The 18,014-nt window shown below is 71.5% G+C and carries 14 protein-coding genes and 1 pseudogene; 7 read left to right on the top strand and 8 right to left on the bottom strand.

Annotated elements, in window-relative coordinates; all coding sequences use genetic code 11:
• The first annotated feature begins 1 nt into the window (after position 1).
• Positions 2 to 712 (top strand): ABC transporter ATP-binding protein, encoded by a 711-nt coding sequence (locus tag ACF3NS_RS12920; protein ID WP_249776243.1) that lies wholly within the window; start codon positions 2 to 4, stop codon positions 710 to 712.
• A 162-nt stretch (positions 713 to 874) separates the two neighbouring features.
• Here the strand turns inward: ACF3NS_RS12920 and ACF3NS_RS12925 are convergent.
• Positions 875 to 1,345: pseudogene (locus ACF3NS_RS12925) on the bottom strand (VOC family protein); the annotation flags it as partial.
• Here ACF3NS_RS12925 and ACF3NS_RS12930 point away from each other — a divergent pair.
• Complete coding sequence (locus ACF3NS_RS12930) at positions 1,242 to 1,808, top strand: dihydrofolate reductase family protein (RefSeq protein ID WP_154591914.1); 567 nt, start codon at positions 1,242 to 1,244, stop codon at positions 1,806 to 1,808. The pseudogene ACF3NS_RS12925 and the gene ACF3NS_RS12930 sit on opposite strands and share 104 nt — an antisense overlap.
• A gap of 144 nt (positions 1,809 to 1,952) precedes the next feature.
• Here ACF3NS_RS12930 and ACF3NS_RS12935 read toward each other — a convergent pair whose 3' ends face one another.
• Both ACF3NS_RS12935 and uvrA read right to left on the bottom strand, forming a co-directional pair.
• On the bottom strand, positions 1,953 to 4,145 hold the full coding sequence (locus ACF3NS_RS12935) for an SCO7613 C-terminal domain-containing membrane protein (RefSeq protein WP_392466498.1): 2,193 nt from the start codon (positions 4,143 to 4,145) through the stop codon (positions 1,953 to 1,955).
• A 96-nt stretch (positions 4,146 to 4,241) separates the two neighbouring features.
• Positions 4,242 to 7,340, bottom strand: coding sequence for an excinuclease ABC subunit UvrA (uvrA, locus tag ACF3NS_RS12940; protein ID WP_392469133.1), 3,099 nt, complete (start codon positions 7,338 to 7,340; stop codon positions 4,242 to 4,244).
• 116 nt (positions 7,341 to 7,456) lie between these two features.
• Here uvrA and ACF3NS_RS12945 point away from each other — a divergent pair, with 116 nt between their 5' ends.
• The 4 genes from ACF3NS_RS12945 (at position 7,457) to ACF3NS_RS12960 (ending at position 11,254) form a co-directional block, all read left to right on the top strand.
• Positions 7,457 to 8,200 (top strand): maleylpyruvate isomerase family mycothiol-dependent enzyme, encoded by a 744-nt coding sequence (locus ACF3NS_RS12945; protein WP_288797548.1) that lies wholly within the window; start codon positions 7,457 to 7,459, stop codon positions 8,198 to 8,200.
• The gene (locus ACF3NS_RS12950) at positions 8,197 to 8,868 is read left to right on the top strand and encodes an MBL fold metallo-hydrolase (RefSeq protein WP_288797549.1); all 672 of its coding nucleotides are present in this window, start codon (positions 8,197 to 8,199) and stop codon (positions 8,866 to 8,868) included. The genes ACF3NS_RS12945 and ACF3NS_RS12950 overlap by 4 nt, the downstream gene beginning before the upstream one ends.
• 100 nt (positions 8,869 to 8,968) lie before the next feature.
• Positions 8,969 to 10,027: an L-threonine 3-dehydrogenase gene (gene tdh / locus ACF3NS_RS12955; protein ID WP_392466500.1), complete on the top strand. Its 1,059-nt coding sequence runs from the start codon at positions 8,969 to 8,971 to the stop codon at positions 10,025 to 10,027.
• A gap of 21 nt (positions 10,028 to 10,048) precedes the next feature.
• A complete protein-coding gene (locus ACF3NS_RS12960; protein ID WP_392466503.1) occupies positions 10,049 to 11,254 on the top strand; it encodes a glycine C-acetyltransferase in 1,206 nt (401 codons plus the stop codon).
• On the opposite strand, the gene ACF3NS_RS12965 is transcribed toward ACF3NS_RS12960, so the two are convergent.
• A complete protein-coding gene (locus ACF3NS_RS12965; protein ID WP_154591920.1) occupies positions 11,251 to 12,090 on the bottom strand; it encodes a serine hydrolase in 840 nt (279 codons plus the stop codon). The genes ACF3NS_RS12960 and ACF3NS_RS12965 overlap by 4 nt on opposite strands.
• Positions 12,091 to 12,212: 122 nt before the next feature.
• On the opposite strand from ACF3NS_RS12965, the gene ACF3NS_RS12970 reads away from it, so the two are divergent.
• Positions 12,213 to 13,085, top strand: a complete 873-nt coding sequence (locus tag ACF3NS_RS12970; RefSeq protein ID WP_289033736.1) for a DMT family transporter — start codon at positions 12,213 to 12,215, stop codon at positions 13,083 to 13,085.
• 54 nt (positions 13,086 to 13,139) lie between these two features.
• Here the strand turns inward: ACF3NS_RS12970 and ACF3NS_RS12975 are convergent, their stop codons facing one another.
• From ACF3NS_RS12975 to coaE, 4 genes are all read right to left on the bottom strand, one after another.
• Complete coding sequence (locus tag ACF3NS_RS12975) at positions 13,140 to 14,129, bottom strand: TerC family protein (protein ID WP_288797552.1); 990 nt, start codon at positions 14,127 to 14,129, stop codon at positions 13,140 to 13,142.
• A gap of 203 nt (positions 14,130 to 14,332) precedes the next feature.
• Entirely contained in the window at positions 14,333 to 14,602 is a 270-nt protein-coding gene (locus ACF3NS_RS12980) for an MmcQ/YjbR family DNA-binding protein (protein ID WP_154591922.1), read from the bottom strand.
• Complete coding sequence (gene uvrB / locus ACF3NS_RS12985) at positions 14,599 to 16,710, bottom strand: excinuclease ABC subunit UvrB (RefSeq protein WP_288797553.1); 2,112 nt, start codon at positions 16,708 to 16,710, stop codon at positions 14,599 to 14,601. Before uvrB ends, ACF3NS_RS12980 begins: the two co-directional genes overlap by 4 nt.
• Before the next feature lie 58 nt (positions 16,711 to 16,768).
• Complete coding sequence (gene coaE / locus ACF3NS_RS12990) at positions 16,769 to 17,959, bottom strand: dephospho-CoA kinase (protein WP_154591924.1); 1,191 nt, start codon at positions 17,957 to 17,959, stop codon at positions 16,769 to 16,771.
• Between the last annotated feature and the right edge of the window lie 55 nt (positions 17,960 to 18,014).

Below are 18,014 nucleotides of genomic sequence, written 5' to 3' on the forward strand. Positions count from 1 at the left end.
CATGCTCGAGGTCAAGGACCTGCGCGTCGCCTACGGCAAGATCGAGGCCGTCAAGGGCATCTCCTTCGATGTCGAGGAGGGCCAGGTCGTCTCGCTCATCGGCACCAACGGTGCCGGCAAGACCACCACCTTGCGGACCATCTCGGGACTCCTGCGGCCCGCGCGCGGCTCGATCACCTTCGAGGGCAAGCGGATCGACGACGTGCCTGCGCACAAGATCGTCACCCTTGGCCTCGCGCAGTCACCCGAGGGTCGGCGCATCTTTCCTCGCATGACGGTCGAGGAGAACCTCATGCTCGGCGCCTTCGCCCGCAAGGACGGCTCCTCGGCCGTCCGGCAGGACCTCGACGCGGCGTTCGAGCTGTTCCCGATCCTGCGCGAGCGTCGCTCGCAGCCGGCCGGGACCTTCTCCGGCGGTGAGCAGCAGATGTTGGCCATGGGTCGGGCCATGATGTCGCGTCCGCGCCTGATGCTGCTCGACGAGCCGTCGATGGGGCTGTCCCCGCTGATGATGAAGAAGATCATGTCGACGGTGCAGACCCTCAAGGCCCAGGGCACGACGATCCTGCTGGTCGAGCAGAACGCCAACGCGGCGCTCAAGATCTCCGACGTGGGCTATGTCCTCGAGGTCGGCAAGATCGTGCTGCGGGGCACGGGCCAGGAGCTGCTGTCCTCGGACGAGGTGCGCAAGGCCTACCTCGGCGAGGAGTGACCGCCCGGTCGCCCTGACCGGTGGGCCCCGACCTCGCACGGCGGGGTCGGGGCCCACCGTCGTCAGGTCATCCCTGCGCCGCCGCCTCCAGCGCCGCGACCCAGATGCGATCGACCTCCTCCTGGTCGTCGCACACGACCTGGAGGGAGACGCACTCGCTGAACGGGACTGAGGCCCGCCGTCGAGGCCGGCATACGGCCTGCCGTCGAGCTCGAACTCGACCACCATCACCGTCCCCGGCTCTCCCTTGTCGCCGTCCTCGGGGTAGGGGATGTCGGTGAGGATGCGTGAGTTGGGGGTGACGGAGGTCCACAGCCGTGCGGCCTCGACCGCGTCGCCGTCGAACCAGAAGACCGGGGTGACTCCCTGCGTGGTGGTGACCTCTCCTGACGTGCCCGGCCGTATGCCGGTGCGCCCACCCAGTCCGGGGCCCGGGCCGAGGCGCGCGGAACCGCCTCGGCCCGATGCGCCGGGGGCGCGGCACGCAGGTAGCGTGCCCCCATCTGGTCGTCCAGCCGAGGAGAAGCACATGCGCCCCATCGTCGTCACCGCGTTCATGTCCCTCGACGGGGTCATGGAAGCCCCCGGCGGCGAGCCCGGCCACCGCAGCAGCGGGTGGACCTTCAAGGACATCGCGTTCGACCCCGCCGCCTACGAGATCAAGGGTCGTGAGCAGGAGGAGGCCGGCGCCCTGCTGGTCGGGCGCAGGAGCTACGAGGCCTTCGCGCCGGTGTGGCCGAGCATGACCGAGGAGTTCCCCGGCTACAACGCCATGCCCCGCTACGTCGTCTCCACGACGCTCGCCGAGGCGGACCCGCGCTGGCCCGCCTCGATCCTGCGGTCCCTCGACGAGGTGGCCGCCCTGAGGGACTCCGACGGCGACCCGATCATCGTCCACGGCAGCGCGACCCTGGGGCACGGCCTCGCCGACGCCGGCCTGGTCGACCGCTACCACCTGCTGGTCTTTCCGGTCCTCCTCGGCGCCGGCAAGCGGTTGTTCAGCGACACCGACAAGGACAAGCAGCGCCTCGAGGTCCGCGAGTCCGAGACCTACGGCAACGGGATCACCAAGCTCGTCGCCGACGTCCTGCGCTGAGCCCGCTGCCGCCGGGCCACCGTCACCGCCGTCGCGGCCCTGGTCAGCCAGCAGCGCCAGGAGCGGGTGCTGTCGACGGGCGTCGTCGAGGGCGGGCGCCGGGCCGTGGGCCAGACGGCCGACGTGCTCGCCGGCTGATATCGCTCACCGCAGCGCAGCGGCATAGGACCTCACCCTCCGCAGCTCGGCGAGACGGGCCTCCCAGGTCACGCCGAGCCCGACCAGGACCCCGCCGCCGACCGCCAGCGGCAGCCACGGCGGCAGCAGGCTGACGACGGGAGCGCACAGGGCGAGGGCCAACGCCCCGGCCGCCGCGGCACCGACGTAGAGGTGGGCCGCGCGGCGGCGGGCCGCGCCGAGGGCCGTGAGTGCGACCGCCGCGACGATGCCCACGAGGGCGCGGACGGAGGTCGTGTCGTCGACCCCCATCATCGTGGTGGGGGCGAGCGCCACGGCCAGGGCCGGGACGGCCGCGTAGGAAGGGGTTCGCAGCGTCAGGGTCGCGGGCAGCGTCCAGGCGGCCAGGCAGGCCGCGGCCGTCAGGGTGTAGGCCTCCGGCACCGTGACGTCGGCCATGGCCAGGAGCAACCAGCAGGCCACGAGGAGCAGACCGGTCGCGACCATGCCGAGGGCCCGGCGTCGCCGCAGCAGGGACCATCCGGCGCACCCGGCCGCACCGACGAGCAGGACCGCCACCAGCCGCTCGGTGTGGCCGTGCGTCAGCAGCAGGGCGGCACCCCACCACACGCTCGCGGAGGGGTCAGGCCGGCGACGTCGCCCGTCGATGGCCCCACCCACCACGATGACGGCGGCGGCGACGGCCGCTCCGACGGCCGGGAGCCACCCGGCCGACAGCGCGACCATCGGCACCGAGGATCCGCCGGCACCGTTCCAGGCGCACCAGGGCACGACGAGAGTCGCGAGGACGGCGGTCTCGCCCTGGATCCCGAGGATCCGTCGCAGCTCTTGCCGCCCGGCGGGCCGGCGACCAGTCGCGTGCAGGAGCACCGTCAGGACCAACGCCGAGACCGGCCAGGTCCAGACCAGGGAGGACGGTTGCCGCACGGGGTGCGCGGCCTGCCACGCCCCGAGCGCCAGCCCGGGCACCACCCCGGACGCGGTGAGGAGCAGGCCCGGCGCGAGCGCGACGAGCGGCCGGACGTCGCCGGTCGCCCGCACCGCGACGGCACCGACGAGGCCCACGACGGCCACGAGCACCACGGAGGACCAGGCACCGTCCGCGACGGCCAGGTCGTCGGCGGCCACCAGCCACCACAGGGCGACCAGCGCGCCGGCCGCCGCGTCCAGCGCGAGCGCGACCCGCGACCAGGCCAGCGGCACGGCCGCTCGTGCCGCGGTGACCAGGACGGTGGCGAGCCAGGGCAGCGGCCAGCCGGCCAGCAGCCCGGTGCCCAGGGCGTGCTCGGCCCGTGCGGCGAGGACGGCCTGCTCGACCAGCACCACCGTCATCACGCCGAGGACCAGCGCGGCGGACCACACGGAGACCGGGGCCGCGCGGGTCACCCGCGGCCGACGCGCCAGGAGGTCGGCGAGCGCGGGGATCCCCAGGACGAGCACGACGGCCACCCAGGGACCATGGCGGTGCGCCTGCTCGACCAGGAGCAGACCGAGACCGCCCAGGCCGACGGCCCCCGCCGCGTCGGCGCTGCGCCACAGCACCCCGCGCCGCAGCCCCCGGTGCAGGCTCCCCCAGCCCACCGCGCAGAGGACGGCCAGACCGAGGGCGTGCACGACGCGCGGCTCCTCGGCGTGAGGCGCGGCAACGGCCAGGCCGATGAGGTGGAAGCCCGTCGCCAGCGCCCCCGCCGTCTCGGCGGAGCCCGGCAGCCCCCGACGGCGCAGGATCGGCGCGACCGCCAGGGCGCCCCCCGCGAGGCCCAGCATCACGACGAGACGGGCCTGCCACGGCAGGAGCATCCAGGTCACGAGGGCGAACACGCTGCCCGCTCCCAGCAGGCACAACGCGCCCACGAGGAGCAGGGTGCTGCGCACCGCCGAGTGACGCACGGGGTCTGCGGTCGGGGCGGCGGCGGGGGCCGTCCCCGCCACCGGCTCGGGCCCGGGCCCGGGCCCGAGCCGGTGATCGGCCCCCTGCGAGGCGGTCGGGTCAGGGTGGAGGGCGGTCGGGTCGGCGCGGAAGGCGGTCGGGTCGGCGACGAGGGCGTCCTTGGTGCGGTCCGCCTCGGACAGCAGCGTCGCGAGCCGACCGACCGTCGGGTGCGTCAGCCGCAGACGGCACTCGGGGCACCGGGTGACTGCGCTCGGGAGGTCGGCGCCGCAGACGGGGCACGACTGGGGGTCGAAGTACCTGGCCATGGCCCCATGCTGGCCAGCCCGCTCAGGGGGCGGCCAGAGTATCCCTACCCACGCGCCCGGTCACGGCGCGTGGGTGGAGCAGGGCAGGGCGCGGGATCAGGCCGAGCGCGATGCCGCCTTGCGCGGCGCAGCCTTCTTTGCGGTGGCCCTGCCCGTGGACGTCCCCTTGCCGGAGGTCGTCACCGCAGCCGCCTTGCCGGCGGACCTCGCGGCCTTCTTGGCCGCGCCCTTGGCGGGTCGCTCGACCGGCGCGGCCATAGAGACGTCGGACCGCTCGGTGGTCTTGGCCAGCACGGGTCGCAGGAACTGACCGGTGTAGGACCCCGAGACCTCGGCGACCTGCTCCGGCGTGCCCGTCGCGACGACCGTGCCGCCACGGTTGCCACCCTCCGGGCCCATGTCGACGATCCAGTCGGCGTTCTTGATGACATCGAGGTTGTGCTCGATCACCAGCACGGTGTTGCCCTTGTCGACCAGCCCCTGCAGCACCAGGAGGAGCTTGCGGATGTCCTCGAAGTGCAGGCCCGTGGTCGGCTCGTCGAGGACGTAGATGGTGCGGCCCGAGGAGCGCTTCTGCAGCTCCGCGGCCAGCTTGACGCGCTGCGCCTCCCCGCCGGACAGGGTCGTGGCGGGCTGTCCGAGGCGGACGTAGCCGAGGCCCACCTCGACGAGGGTCTTGAGGTGGCGCGAGATCGCGGGGACGGCCTCGAAGAAGGTGGCGGCCTCCTCGATGGGCATGTCCAGGACGTCGGCGATGGTCTTGCCCTTGTAGTGCACCTCGAGGGTCTCGCGGTTGTAGCGCGCCCCGTGGCACACCTCGCAGGGGACGTAGACGTCCGGGAGGAAGTTCATCTCGATCTTGATGGTGCCGTCGCCGTTGCAATTGTCGCAGCGACCACCCTTGACGTTGAACGAGAACCGTCCCGGCTGGTAGCCGCGGACCTTGGCCTCCGTGGTCTGCGCGAAGAGCTTGCGCATGTGGTCGAACACCCCGGTGTAGGTCGCCGGGTTGGACCGCGGCGTACGGCCGATCGGCGACTGGTCCACGTGCACGACCTTGTCGAGGTGCTCCAGCCCGGTGACGGTGCGGTGGCGTCCCGGCACCTGCCGGGCACCGTTGAGCTTGTTGGCGAGGACGGTGTAGAGGATGTCGTTGACCAGCGTGGACTTGCCGGAGCCGGACACCCCGGTCACGGCGACGAGGTTGCCGAGGGGGAAGGACACGTCCACCCCGTGCAGGTTGTGCTCCTTGGCGCCCACGACCGTCACCTCGCGGCCAGGCTCCTGCGGGCGGCGGACCGCGGGCATGGGGATCTCCCGCCGTCCCGACAGGTAGCGCCCCGTGAGGGACTCGTCGTTGGCGAGCAGGTCGTCCACCGACCCGCTGTGGACCACATGGCCGCCGTGCTCGCCGGCGCCGGGGCCGATGTCGACGACCCAGTCCGCGGTGGCGATGGTGTCCTCGTCGTGCTCGACGACGATGAGCGTGTTGCCGAGGTCCCGCAGCCGGGTCAGCGTCTCGATCAACCGGTGGTTGTCTCGCTGGTGCAGGCCGATGGATGGCTCGTCGAGGACGTAGAGCACGCCGACGAGGCCCGACCCGATCTGCGTGGCGAGGCGGATGCGCTGCGCCTCGCCACCGGACAGGGTGCCGGCGGGGCGGTCCAGCGAGAGGTAGTCGAGGCCGACGTCGAGCAGGAAGCCGAGCCGCGCGTGGATCTCCTTGATCACCCGCTCCGCGATCTGCTGCTCGCGGGCCGAGAGCTCCACGTCGCGCAGGAAGGCCGCGCACTCGTCGATGGGCAGGGCGCAGACCTCGGCGATCGACCGGCCCCCGAGCAGGATCGACAGGATCTCCGGCTTGAGGCGGGCCCCGTTGCAGGCCGGGCAGGGGATCTCGCGCATGTAGCCCTCGTAGCGCTCGCGCGACCACTCGGACTCCGTCTCGGCATGCCGCCGCCGGACGAAGGGCACCACGCCCTCGAAGCCGGTGGTGTAGGAACGGTCGCGGCCGTAGCGGTTGCGGTACTTGACGTGGACCTTGTAGTCCTGCCCGTGCAGCAGCGCCTCCCTGGCCCGCTCGGGCAGCGAGCGCCAGGGCACGTCCAGGCTGAACGACAGGTCCTTGGCCAGCGCGTCGATGACCCGCAGGAAGTAGTCCTGGGCCCCCGATCCCTGGGCCCAGGGCGCGATGGCGCCCTGGCGGATGCTCAGCTCGTCGTCCGGGACCAGCAGGTCCGGGTCGACCTCCAGCTCGGTGCCCAGACCGGTGCACTTGGGGCACGCGCCGAACGGCGAGTTGAACGAGAAGGACCGCGGCTCCACCTCGTCGATGGACAGGGGATGGTTGTTGGGGCAGGCCATCTTTTCGGAGAACCGCCGCTGCTGCGGGAGGGCCTGCCCGTCGTCGTCGACGTCGCCGTCCTTGACGTCGACGAAGTCCACGACCAGGATCCCGCCGGTGAGGCGCAGGGCGGTCTCGACCGAGTCCGTGAGCCTGCGCTTGCTGGTGGCGTCGTCCCCCTTGGCCACCAACCGGTCCACCACCACCTCGATGGTGTGCTTGCGCTGCTTCTCCAGCGTTGGCGGCTCGGTCAGCGACACCGTCTGCCCGTCGACCCTGGCCCGGGAGAAGCCCTTGGTCTGCAGCTCGGCGAACAGGTCCACGAACTCGCCCTTGCGGCCCTGCACCACCGGAGCCAGCACCTGGAATCGGGTGCGCTCCGGCAGCGCGAGCAGCTGGTCGACGATCTGCTGAGGGGTCTGCCGGCCGACCGGCTCGCCGCACACGGGGCAGTGCGGGTGCCCGGCCCGGGCGAAGAGCAGCCGGAGGTAGTCGTACACCTCGGTGATCGTGCCCACCGTCGAGCGAGGGTTGCGGTTGGTCGACTTCTGGTCGATCGAGACCGCCGGGGACAGCCCCTCGATGAAGTCGACGTCAGGCTTGTCCATCTGACCGAGGAACTGACGGGCGTAGGCGGACAGGCTCTCGACGTAGCGACGCTGGCCCTCGGCGAAGATCGTGTCGAACGCCAGCGACGACTTGCCGGAGCCCGACAGCCCGGTGAAGACCACCAGGGAGTCGCGGGGCAGGTCGACGGAGACGTTGCGGAGGTTGTGCTCGCGTGCTCCACGGACGATCAGACGGTCGTGGGCGCGGCGAGGGGCGACAGAAGCATCAGGCACGACCGCCATGCTAGGTGCCACCACCGACATACCCCTCCCTGACGCCTCGGCGCCTCGTCGCGGCGTCCGGGGGACGCTCGCACGCTGGCGGGCAGCTCTCCCCCGGCTCGTCTAGTCTTGTCCGTATGACGGACGCACGGGCCCAGCAGCACGCCGCCGACCTCGCGCTGCTCCGGGTGGAGTCGGCGCGCGTGATCGCCACCGTCGAGGCGCTGGGCGCGGACGGCATACGGCACCCGTCGATGTGCGAGGGCTGGACCAGGGCCCACGCGATCAGCCACCTCAGCGGCAACGCCCGGGCGATGCTCAACCTCGTGGCCACCGTCGAGGGCGACCCCACCCCGATGTATCCCTCGCGCGAGGAGCGGGACACCGACATCGAGCGCGGGGCCGCCGCGACCTACGAGACGCTGCTGGCCGAGCTGCGCGACACCTCGCAGCAGATCGTCGACGCCCTCGCGGCCATGCCCGAGTCGGCGATGTCCCGGACCGCGCAGGCTGGCAACGACCCCGCCGCCATGACCGCGCTGACCGGCGCCGACCTGCCCGGCCACCGGCTGCGAGAGGTGGTGTGGCACCACGTCGACCTCGACGCGGGCTACACCTTCGCGAACGCCCCGGCCAAGGCCGTCCGCCGGTGGTTCGACGAGGCCGTCGACGACCTCCGCAGCGACCCGCGGTGCCCGCCCATGACGCTGCGCACCGACGAGCGCGACGTCGTCGCCATCGGCGACGGCCGGCCCACCGTCAGCGGTCCCCGGGCGGGGCTGCTCCTGTGGCTGGTCCGGGGCCGACCCGACCAGGTCACCGCCCCCTCCCCCGACCAGCTCCCCCACCTCTCCCCCGACCAGCAGGAGGACCTTTCGTGACCCACACCGACTACACCGGCGACGTCGCCCCCGGCGGCCCCAGCGACGTGCGGGAGCTGCCGCACCTGACCATCCGCAAGACCGCGGTGTCGTCCATGCACAACAACGTGTACCTGCTCACCGACCGGGCCACCGGCCACCAGCTGCTCGTCGATGCCGCCGACGACGTCGGGCGCATCACCGCCCTCGTCGCCGAGGGCACGGGCCGGCTCGACCTGGTCGTCACGACCCACCAGCACTGGGACCACACGCGGGCGCTCAAGGACGTCGTCGAGGACACCGGGGTCGAGACCGCCGCCTCCGCGGCGGACGGCCGGGCCCTGCCGGTCCGGCCCGACCGCGAGCTCGCGCACGGCGACACGATCACCCTGGGCGAGAGCACCCTGAGGGTGATCGAGCTCCGCGGCCACACCCCCGGAGGGATCGCCCTCGCCTATGACGACCCCGAGGGCGACTCGCACCTGTTCACCGGCGACAGCCTGTTCCCCGGCGGCGTCGGCAACACCAAGAACCCCGGCCAGTCCTTCGACCAGCTCATCGACGACGTCGAGACGCGCATCTTCGGGGAGTACGACGACGCGGACTGGGTCTACCCCGGCCACGGGGGCGACACGACGCTCGGCGCGGAGCGCCCCAACCTCGACGAGTGGCGCGCCCGCGGCTGGTGACCCGCGTGGCCGCACCCCGCGGTGGGGCCCGGCCCGCGCAGCCGTTAGATTTGGCGCCGTCCTCGGTGTTCGACGGAGAATCTCTCAAGGAAGTGTCCTCATGCGCGCGCTCGTCAAGCCCCACGCCGGCCCTGGTCTCGAGCTGAGAGAGGTCCCGGAGCCGCACGTCGGCCGCGGCGAGGTCAAGATCAAGGTGATGCGGGCGGGGCTCTGCGGCACCGACCTGCACCTGGAGCAGTGGGACGAGTGGGCGGCCTCCATGGTGCGTCCGCCCATGACGCTCGGCCACGAGTTCTACGGCGAGATCGTCGACATCGCCGACGACGTCGTCACCGCCCACGGGTCCGGCAACCTGCAGGTCGGTCAGCGCTGCGCGGTCGAGGGGCACGTCGTGTGCGGCATGTGCCGCAACTGCCGAGCCGGCCGCCGGCACATGTGCCTCCACACCAGCAGCATCGGCATCAACCGGGACGGCGCCTTCGCCGACCACGTGGTCGTCCCCGCGACCAACGTCTGGGTGCAGCCCGACGACATCGACCCAGAGCTGGGGGCACTGTTCGACCCCTTCGGCAACGCCACGCACACCGCGCTGCAGTTCCCCATGGTCGGGGAGGACGTCCTGATCACCGGCGCCGGTCCCATCGGGGTCATGGCCGCCGCGATCGCACGGCACGCCGGCGCGCGCCACGTCGTGGTGACGGACCTCAGCGACTTCCGGCTCGAGCTGGCGTCCGGCGCCGGGGCGACGCGCGTGGTCAACGTGGGTCGCGAGTCCCTCGCCGACGTGCAGCGCGAGCTCGGCATGACCGAGGGCTTCGACCTCGGCCTGGAGATGTCGGGCGCGCCGGCGGCGATGAAGGCCATGATCGACAACTGCAACTTCGGCGCCAAGATCTCGATGCTGGGCCTGCCCACGGAGGGCTTCCCCGTCGACTGGGGCACCGTCATCACGCACATGCTCACGATCAAGGGCATCTACGGGCGCGAGATGTTCGAGACGTGGTACCACATGACCTTCATGCTGCAGACCAGCGCTGCCCTGCGCGACGCCGTGCGGTCGGTCATCACCCACCGGGTCGGGCTGGAGCAGTGGCCCGACGCCTGGGCGACGGCGCGCTCCGGCGAGTGCGGCAAGGTCGTCCTCGAGATCGCCGACTGACCGCGACACCTAGGAGATTCGATGTACGGCACGATCAAGGACGAGCTCGCCAGCACCCTGCAGGAGATCAAGGACGCGGGGCTGTGGAAGTCCGAGCGGCAGCTCACCAGCCCCCAGTCGGCGCACGTCACCACGAGCCGGGCGCAGGCCCTCAACTTCTGCGCCAACAACTACCTCGGCCTCGCGGACCACCCCGAGGTGGAGCGCGCCGCCGCGGAGGCGCTGCGCGAGTGGGGCTTCGGCATGGCGAGCGTCCGCTTCATCTGCGGAACCCAGAGCCAGCACAAGGCCCTGGAGGGCGCGCTGTCGGACTTCCTGGGGACGGATGACACGATCCTCTACAGCTCCTGCTTCGACGCCAACGGCGGGGTCTTCGAGGTGCTCTTCGGCGCCGAGGACGCGATCATCAGCGACGAGCTCAACCACGCCTCCCTCATCGACGGCATCCGGCTCTCCAAGGCGATGCGGTTCCGGTACAAGAACGCCGACATGACCGACCTGCGGGCCCAGCTCGCGGCGGCGCACGAGCGGGGCGCCCGCCGCGTCGTCGTCGTCACCGACGGGGTCTTCTCGATGGATGGCTACCTCGCGCCGCTGCCCCAGATCTGCGATCTGGCCGAGGAGTTCGGCGCGATGGTCATGGTCGACGACTCGCACGCGGTCGGCTTCGTCGGGGACGGCGGCCGCGGCACCCCGGAGCACTTCGGCGTCATGGACCGGGTCGACATCCTGTCGGGCACGCTCGGCAAGGCCCTCGGCGGCGCCTCGGGCGGCTACATCAGTGCCCACCAGGAGATCGTGGACCTGCTGCGCCAGCGCTCGCGCCCCTACCTCTTCTCCAACGCGGTGGCCCCCTCGGTGGTCGCCGGGTCGCTCAAGGCCCTGGAGATCGCGCGCGGCTCGGCCGAGCCCCGCGAGGTGCTGCGCCGCAACGCCGAGCTCTTCCGTCGGCTGATGACGGAGGCGGGCTTCGAGCTCCTGCCAGGCGAGCATGCCATCATCCCCGTGATGTTCCCCGGCGAGGACGGCGCCCGCCCCGCGGGTCAGGTGGCCGACGCGATGCTCGAGCGCGGCGTCTACGTGATCCCGTTCAGCTACCCCGTCGTGCCGCAGGGGCGCGCTCGCATCCGGGTCCAGCTCTCCGCGGCGCACTCCGAGGACGACGTCCGGGCGTGCGTCGGGGCCTTCGTGGCGGCCAGGGACGAGGTGGGTGCGGCCCGGCACTAGCCGCCGACCCGCTCCTGCGGCCCGCCCGGGGCCAGGCAGCCGAGCACGGCCTCGCCCACCGCGGCGAGCGCCGGCAGGACGCTGACCGAGTAGTCCTGACCGTGCCGGTCGTCATACATCCCGGTCGCCGTCACCGCCACGGCAGCCCAGGCGCCACCGGTCTCGATCAGCGCCACGTCGTGCCGGATCCCCGGCAGGTCACCCGGCTTGGAGCCGCGCACCACGTCGTCGGGCAGCAGCGCCGTCACGCCGTACGCGTGCTGCTGCTCGGACAGCAGGGCCAGCGCGAGCGCCGTCTGCTGAGCACCGAGGGCCTGGCCCGCCCGCAGCACGGCGAGCAGCCCGGCCTGGTCGGCGGCCGTGGTGGTGTTGTCGCGGCCCTGGCTCGCCGACCGGCTGTCCATCAGGTCTCGCCGCACGTGGGTGTGCCGCAGGCCGAGCTCCAGACCGCAGCGGGTGACCCGGTCGTGCCCCAGCAGCCGCAGCAGCAGGTTGGCCGCGTCGTTGTCCGACAGCGTCACCATCAGGCGCAGCAGCTCCACGACGGACAGCTCGACCACCGAAGGCAGCAGGCTGAGCGCTCCCGCGCCGCCGACGCGGTCGTCGGGGATCCGAAGGGTCTGGTCCAGGCTCAGCCGCCCCGCCTCCACCTCACGCAACGTCGCCACCAGCACGAGCACCTTGACCAGGCTCGCGGCCGGCACCCCCCTGTTGGAGTCCCACCCGGCGAGGACGCCCTCGGGCCCGACCACCTGGATGCTCAGCCTCCCGGGGGCATGCCGGACGATGTCCTTGAGGTCACGCTGGAGGACCTGGCTCGCGTCGATCGGCTGCATGCAGGCAGTATGACGCGGGTGAGCGCCCACCACCTCGTCCGTCCCCGCGCGATCCGCGAGCACCTCGGCACGGCATACGTCGAGGACAGGCTCGAGGACCTCGGACGCCTGGGTCGGACCGGATGACGGCCCACACCCGTCGCAGCACCCCGCTGCTGCTCGTGCTCGCGGCCATCGTGTCCGTCCAGCTGGGCGGCGCCCTGGCCGCCCTGCTGGTCCCGCTGATCGGGCCCACCGCCACCGTGGCCCTGCGGCTTGGGCTCGCCGTCCTGGTCCTGCTGGTGGTCGCGCGCCCCCGGGTCCGCGGGCACAGCCCCCAGGCGTGGTGGGCCGTCGTCGCCTTCGGCGTCAGCCTGGCCCTGATGAACTCCACCTTCTACGCGTCCCTCGCGCGCCTGCCCATCGGGGTCGCGGTCACCATCGAGTTCGTCGGCCCGCTGACGCTCTCGGCGGTCCTGTCCCGACGCGGGACTGACGCGCTGGCCGTCCTGGCCGCACTCGGAGGGATCGCCCTGATCTCCGGCGCCCTGACGGTGCCGTGGGCCGAGCTCGACCACGTGGGGATCGCGTTCGCCGCGTCCGCCGGCGCCTTCTGGGCGGCCTACATCGTGTGCAGCCAGCAGGTCGGGCGGCACTTCGCCCGGCTGGAGGGGCTCACCCTCGCCATGGTGGTGGCGGCGGTGCTGGTCATCCCCGTGGGCGCCGCCACCGTGGACGGCGATCGCCTGACGACCGCCGTCGTGGCCGGCGGCCTCGGCATCGCGCTCCTGTCCAGCGTGATCCCGTACTCCTTCGAGCTGCTTGCGCTGCGGCACCTCGACGCCCGGGTGTTCGGGGTGCTGCTGTCGCTCGAGCCCGCGACCGCGGCCCTGGCGGGTTTCCTCGTGCTGCACCAGACTCTCGACGGGCTGCAGCTGATCGGCATGACCCTGGTGGTCGTGGCGAGCGCCATCGTCATGGGCACGAGCAGACCCCGGGCCGCCGACATCGGCTGACCCGGGGTCCAGAGCCCGGTCGCGGCCGTGGTGCTCACGGCCGAATGACGCCCGTCAGTGCTCCAGGCCCGCCCGCTCGTCCTTCTTGGACTTCCACAGGCTGGCGATCGTCGTGACGCCGAGGATCAGCACGATGGCGCCCAGGGACACGGCGATCGGGATCTCCGGAGCCCACTCGATGTGGTGGCCGCCGTTGATGAACGGCAGGGTGTTCTCGTGCATGGCGTGGAGGATGAGCTTGACCCCGATGAACGCCAGCAGGACCGCCAGTCCGAGACCCAGGTAGACGAGCCGCTTCAGCAGGCCGCCGATGAGGAAGTACAGCTGCCGCAGACCCATCAGCGCGAAGATGTTGGCCATCAGCACCAGGAAGGGCTCCTTGGTGAGCCCGAAGATGGCGGGGATCGAGTCGAGCGCGAAGAGCAGGTCCGTGGTGCCCAGCGCCAGGATCACCAGGAACATGGGCGTGATCACCCGCTTGCCGTCCACCTGGGCGAACATCTTGGGGCCGTGCCACTGGTCGGTGGCCGGGAACCGCCGGGTGACCCACTTCGTGAAGGCGTTCTCCTCGTACTCGTCGTCGTCGCTCTCGCCCTCGAACGCCAGCTTGACCGCCGTGTAGATGAGGAACGCGCCGAACAGGTAGAAGATCCAGGCGAACTGGTTGATGAGGGTGGCGCCCACCGCGATGAAGATGCCGCGCAGCACCAGCGCGATCATGATGCCCACCATCAGAGCGGTCTGCTGGAGCTTCTCCGGGACCGCGAACTTGCTCATGATGATCAAGAAGATGAACAGGTTGTCGATCGACAGGGAGTACTCCGTCAGCCAGCCGGCAAAGAACTGCAGGCCGTAGTCGTAGCCGGCGAAGTACCACACCCCGATGCCGAACAGGACGGCCGACCCGACGAAGAAGGCCAGGTGGCGCAGGCACTCCCTCATCGTGGGGGTGTGCGGGTTGCGCATCATGTGGATGACGTCGAAGACCAGGAAGAGGACGGTGACGCCGACGGAGGCGATCCAGACCCAGGTGGGGATGTTCACGGTTGGACGAGGCCTTTCGGTGGGAGGGGGAGGCCATGCGTCGGAGGTCTCTCCCGCCCGAGGCGGACCGGTGCCCCGGGCACCTGGGACAGGGTCGTCCGTCCAGGTCCGTGCTGACGAGGCCACCGCGTTGGGGATACTCCCCTCCGTGGTCGATCGCGTGATTGTTTCACAGTCGCGGGACTTCCCCGTGCCGTGCCCGCTCAGGCCGGGCGTCTGCTCCTCGGCAGGCCCGACACGACGCGGTCGTAGGACTCCTCCATCGCCTCGCGGATCTCGTCGGCGGGGATCCGGCCCCCCACGCGCAGGACGTTCCACCCGTGCCGGCCGATGTAGGCCGAGACCGAGGCGTCCTGCGGGTAGCGCCGGATCCACTCGTCGGCCTCGTCGCGCCAGGCGCCGGGCTTGGCCAGGCAGCAGCCGAGCAGGTCGGGGGTGGCCTCCACGCCCTCGCCCCGGGGATCCGGGGTCACCGCGTGGCCTCCGTCATCTGGCGGAGCTCCTTCTTGAGGTCGCCGAGCTCGTCGCGCAACCGGGCCGCGAGCTCGAAGTGCAGCTCGGCGGCCGCCTGGTGCATCTGCTGGGTGATCTCCTGGATGAGCTCGGCCAGCTCGGCCGCGGGCATCGACCGGGCCTGCTGCATCAGCGCGCCCTTGTCGCCGGTCGCGGCGCCCGCGACGGCGCCTCGCCCCTTGCCCTTGGCCCGCGACTGACCGCGTCCGCTGCCGAGGAGCGCCTCGGTGTCGGCCTCCTCCTTGGCGATGAGGTCCGTGATGTCGGCGATCCGCTTGCGCAACGGCTGCGGGTCGATGCCGTGCTCACGGTTGTAGGCGATCTGCTTGTCCCGGCGCCGGTTGGTCTCGCCGATCGCCTCCTCCATGGACGGGGTGATCGAGTCGGCATACATGTGGACCTGGCCCGACACGTTGCGGGCCGCGCGACCGATGGTCTGGATGAGGGAGCGGGCCGACCGCAGGAAGCCCTCCTTGTCGGCGTCCAGGATGCTGACGAGCGAGACCTCGGGCAGGTCGAGGCCCTCGCGGAGCAGGTTGATGCCCACGAGGACGTCGTACTCCCCCATCCGCAGCTCCCGCAGCAGCTCCACGCGGCGCAGGGTGTCGACCTCGGAGTGCAGGTAGCGGACCCGGACCCCCTTTTCGAGCAGGTAGTCGGTGAGGTCCTCCGCCATCTTCTTGGTGAGGGTGGTGACCAGGACGCGCTCGTCCCTGGCCGTCCTCTCGCGGATCTCGTGCAGCAGGTCGTCGATCTGGCCCTTGGTGGGCTTGAGGACGATCTCGGGGTCGACCAGGCCGGTGGGGCGGATGATCTGCTCCACCGTGCCCTCGCCCTTGGCCAGCTCGTAGGGACCGGGGGTGGCCGAGAGGTAGACGGTCTGCCCGATCCGCTCGAGGAACTCCTCCCACTTGAGCGGCCGGTTGTCCATCGCGCTGGGGAGCCGGAAGCCGTGGTCGACGAGCTGGCGCTTGCGGGACATGTCGCCCTCGAACATCGCGCCGATCTGCGGCACCGTCACGTGCGACTCGTCGATCACGAGGAGGAAGTCCTCGGGGAAGTAGTCAAGCAGCGTGTTGGGGGGGGACCCCGGGGAGCGCCCGTCGATGTGCATCGAGTAGTTCTCGATGCCCGAGCAGGAACCCACCTGGCGCATCATCTCGATGTCGTAGGTGGTCCGCATCCGCAGGCGTTGGGCCTCCAGCAGCTTGCCCTGCTGCTCGAACGTCGCCAGCTGCGCCTCGAGCTCGCGCTCGATCCCGCTGATGGCGCGCTCCATGCGCTCCTCGCCAGCCACGTAGTGCGTCGCCGGGAAGACGTACATCTCCTCCTCCTCACGGACGACCTCCCCGGTGAGGGGGTGCAGGGTGTAGAGGCGCTCGACCTCGTCGCCGAAGAACTCGATGCGGATGGCGAGCTCTTCGTACTGAGGGATGATCTCGACCGTGTCCCCCCGCACGCGGAAGGTTCCCCGGGTGAAGGACAGGTCGTTGCGGGCGTACTGCATGGTCACGAAGCGGCGCAGCAGCTCGTCGCGCTCGATCTCCTGACCCACCTTGAGGCGGACCATGCGGTCGACGTACTCCTGCGGGGTGCCGAGGCCGTAGATGCACGACACGGACGCGACGACCACCGTGTCGCGCCGGGTCAGCAGCGAGTTGGTGGCGCTGTGCCGGAGCCGCTCGACCTCGTCGTTGATCGACGAGTCCTTCTCGATGTACGTGTCCGTCTGGGCGATGTAGGCCTCGGGCTGGTAGTAGTCGTAGTAGCTCACGAAGTACTCGACCGCGTTGTTCGGCAGCAGCTCGCGGAACTCGTTGGCCAGCTGGGCCGCCAGGGTCTTGTTGGGCGCCATCACCAGCGTCGGGCGCTGCACCTGCTCGATGAGCCAGGCGGTCGTCGCCGACTTGCCGGTCCCCGTGGCACCCAGCAGGACCACGTCCTGCTCCCCCGCCTTGATGCGGCGGGTCAGCTCCGCGATCGCACTCGGCTGGTCGCCGGACGGTGAGAACTCGGAGACCACGTGGAAGGGGGCCACGCTCCGCTGCAGGTCGGTCGTCGGTCGCATGACGTCAGCCTAGAGCGCGGGTCTGACAGACCCCGTGTCTACAGGTGCCCGGAGGCGGCTAGGAGTGCCACCCCGTCCGGCGGGCCCACGCCTGCATGCGCGGCCAGATGTGGTTGAACCACGGCTCCTTCGCCTCGGCGTACTCCGACGTCGTGGCACAGGTGCCCGCCAGCCGGTGCTTCTCGGTCAGGTAGTCCGCGCGCGCCTGCGCGTCGGACCGCAACCAGTCGCGGTAGAGCAGGGCGTACTGCCAGCCCGCCCCCTCCGTCTCGCGCACGTGGACGTGCACGACCCGGCCCGGGTCGCAGGACCCGTGGAACCGCTTGACCCACAGCGACGGGTCGGGCAGCTCGTCCTTGACGTTGTCCATCGTGTTGTCCTTGGACCGCGGGAACCCCAGGTCCTCCAGGGTGCGGACGAACTCCGGGTCGTCGGCGTCGTGCAGGTCGGGCACCCCGATCTGCAGGTCGATGACGTCCTTGCCCGCCAGGCCGGGCACCGCGGTCGAGCCGATGTGCTCGATCTCCGGGGCCCGCGCCCCCATCGCCGCGCTGATCCGGGCGATCAGCCGGTCCGCCTGCTGGGGCCACGTCTCGTCGTACTCCACGAGGGTGGGCACGTCCGGGCGACGCGCCCGCGTGCGGGTGCGCACGTTGTCGGCATACGGCCGCAGTCGCTCCTGCCACACCCGGTCGACCTGGGTGACCAGGTCCGCGACGGACCCGTTGTTGTCGATCAGCACGTCGGCGGCAGCGCGGCGCTGCTCGTCGGTGGCCTGGTGCTCCATCCGGGCCCGCGCGTCGTGCCCGCTGAGGCCCCGCCCCTCCAGGCGCCGCAGGCGTGACTCGTGGTCGGCCTCGACCACCACCACGAGGTGATAGGCCGGACCCATGTGCTTCTCGACCAGCAGGGGCACGTCGTGCACGACGATGGCGTCCTCGCCGGCCTCGGCCATGAGCTGCCCGGTGCGGTGCGCGATCAGCGGGTGCGTGATCGCCTCGAGGTCGCGCCGGGCCCGCTCGTCGGCGAAGACGATGCCGCCCAGGGCCCCGCGGTCGAGCGCACCGTCCGGACCCACGACGCCGTCACCGAACCTCTCACGGACGGCCCGCAGCCCCTGCGACCCGGGCGAGACGACCTCGCGAGCCAGCTGGTCGGCATCGACCACCACCGCGCCCAGCTCGCCGAGGCGCTGCGACACCGTCGACTTCCCAGAGCCGATACCACCTGTCAGACCGATGCGAACCATGCACAGAGGCTACTCGCGCCCGGGCGCCGACACCCGCCGGGGGGCGCCGTGATCC

The organism is Arsenicicoccus cauae (genome assembly GCF_043162025.1).
GTDB classification, from domain to species: domain Bacteria; phylum Actinomycetota; class Actinomycetes; order Actinomycetales; family Dermatophilaceae; genus Arsenicicoccus; species Arsenicicoccus cauae.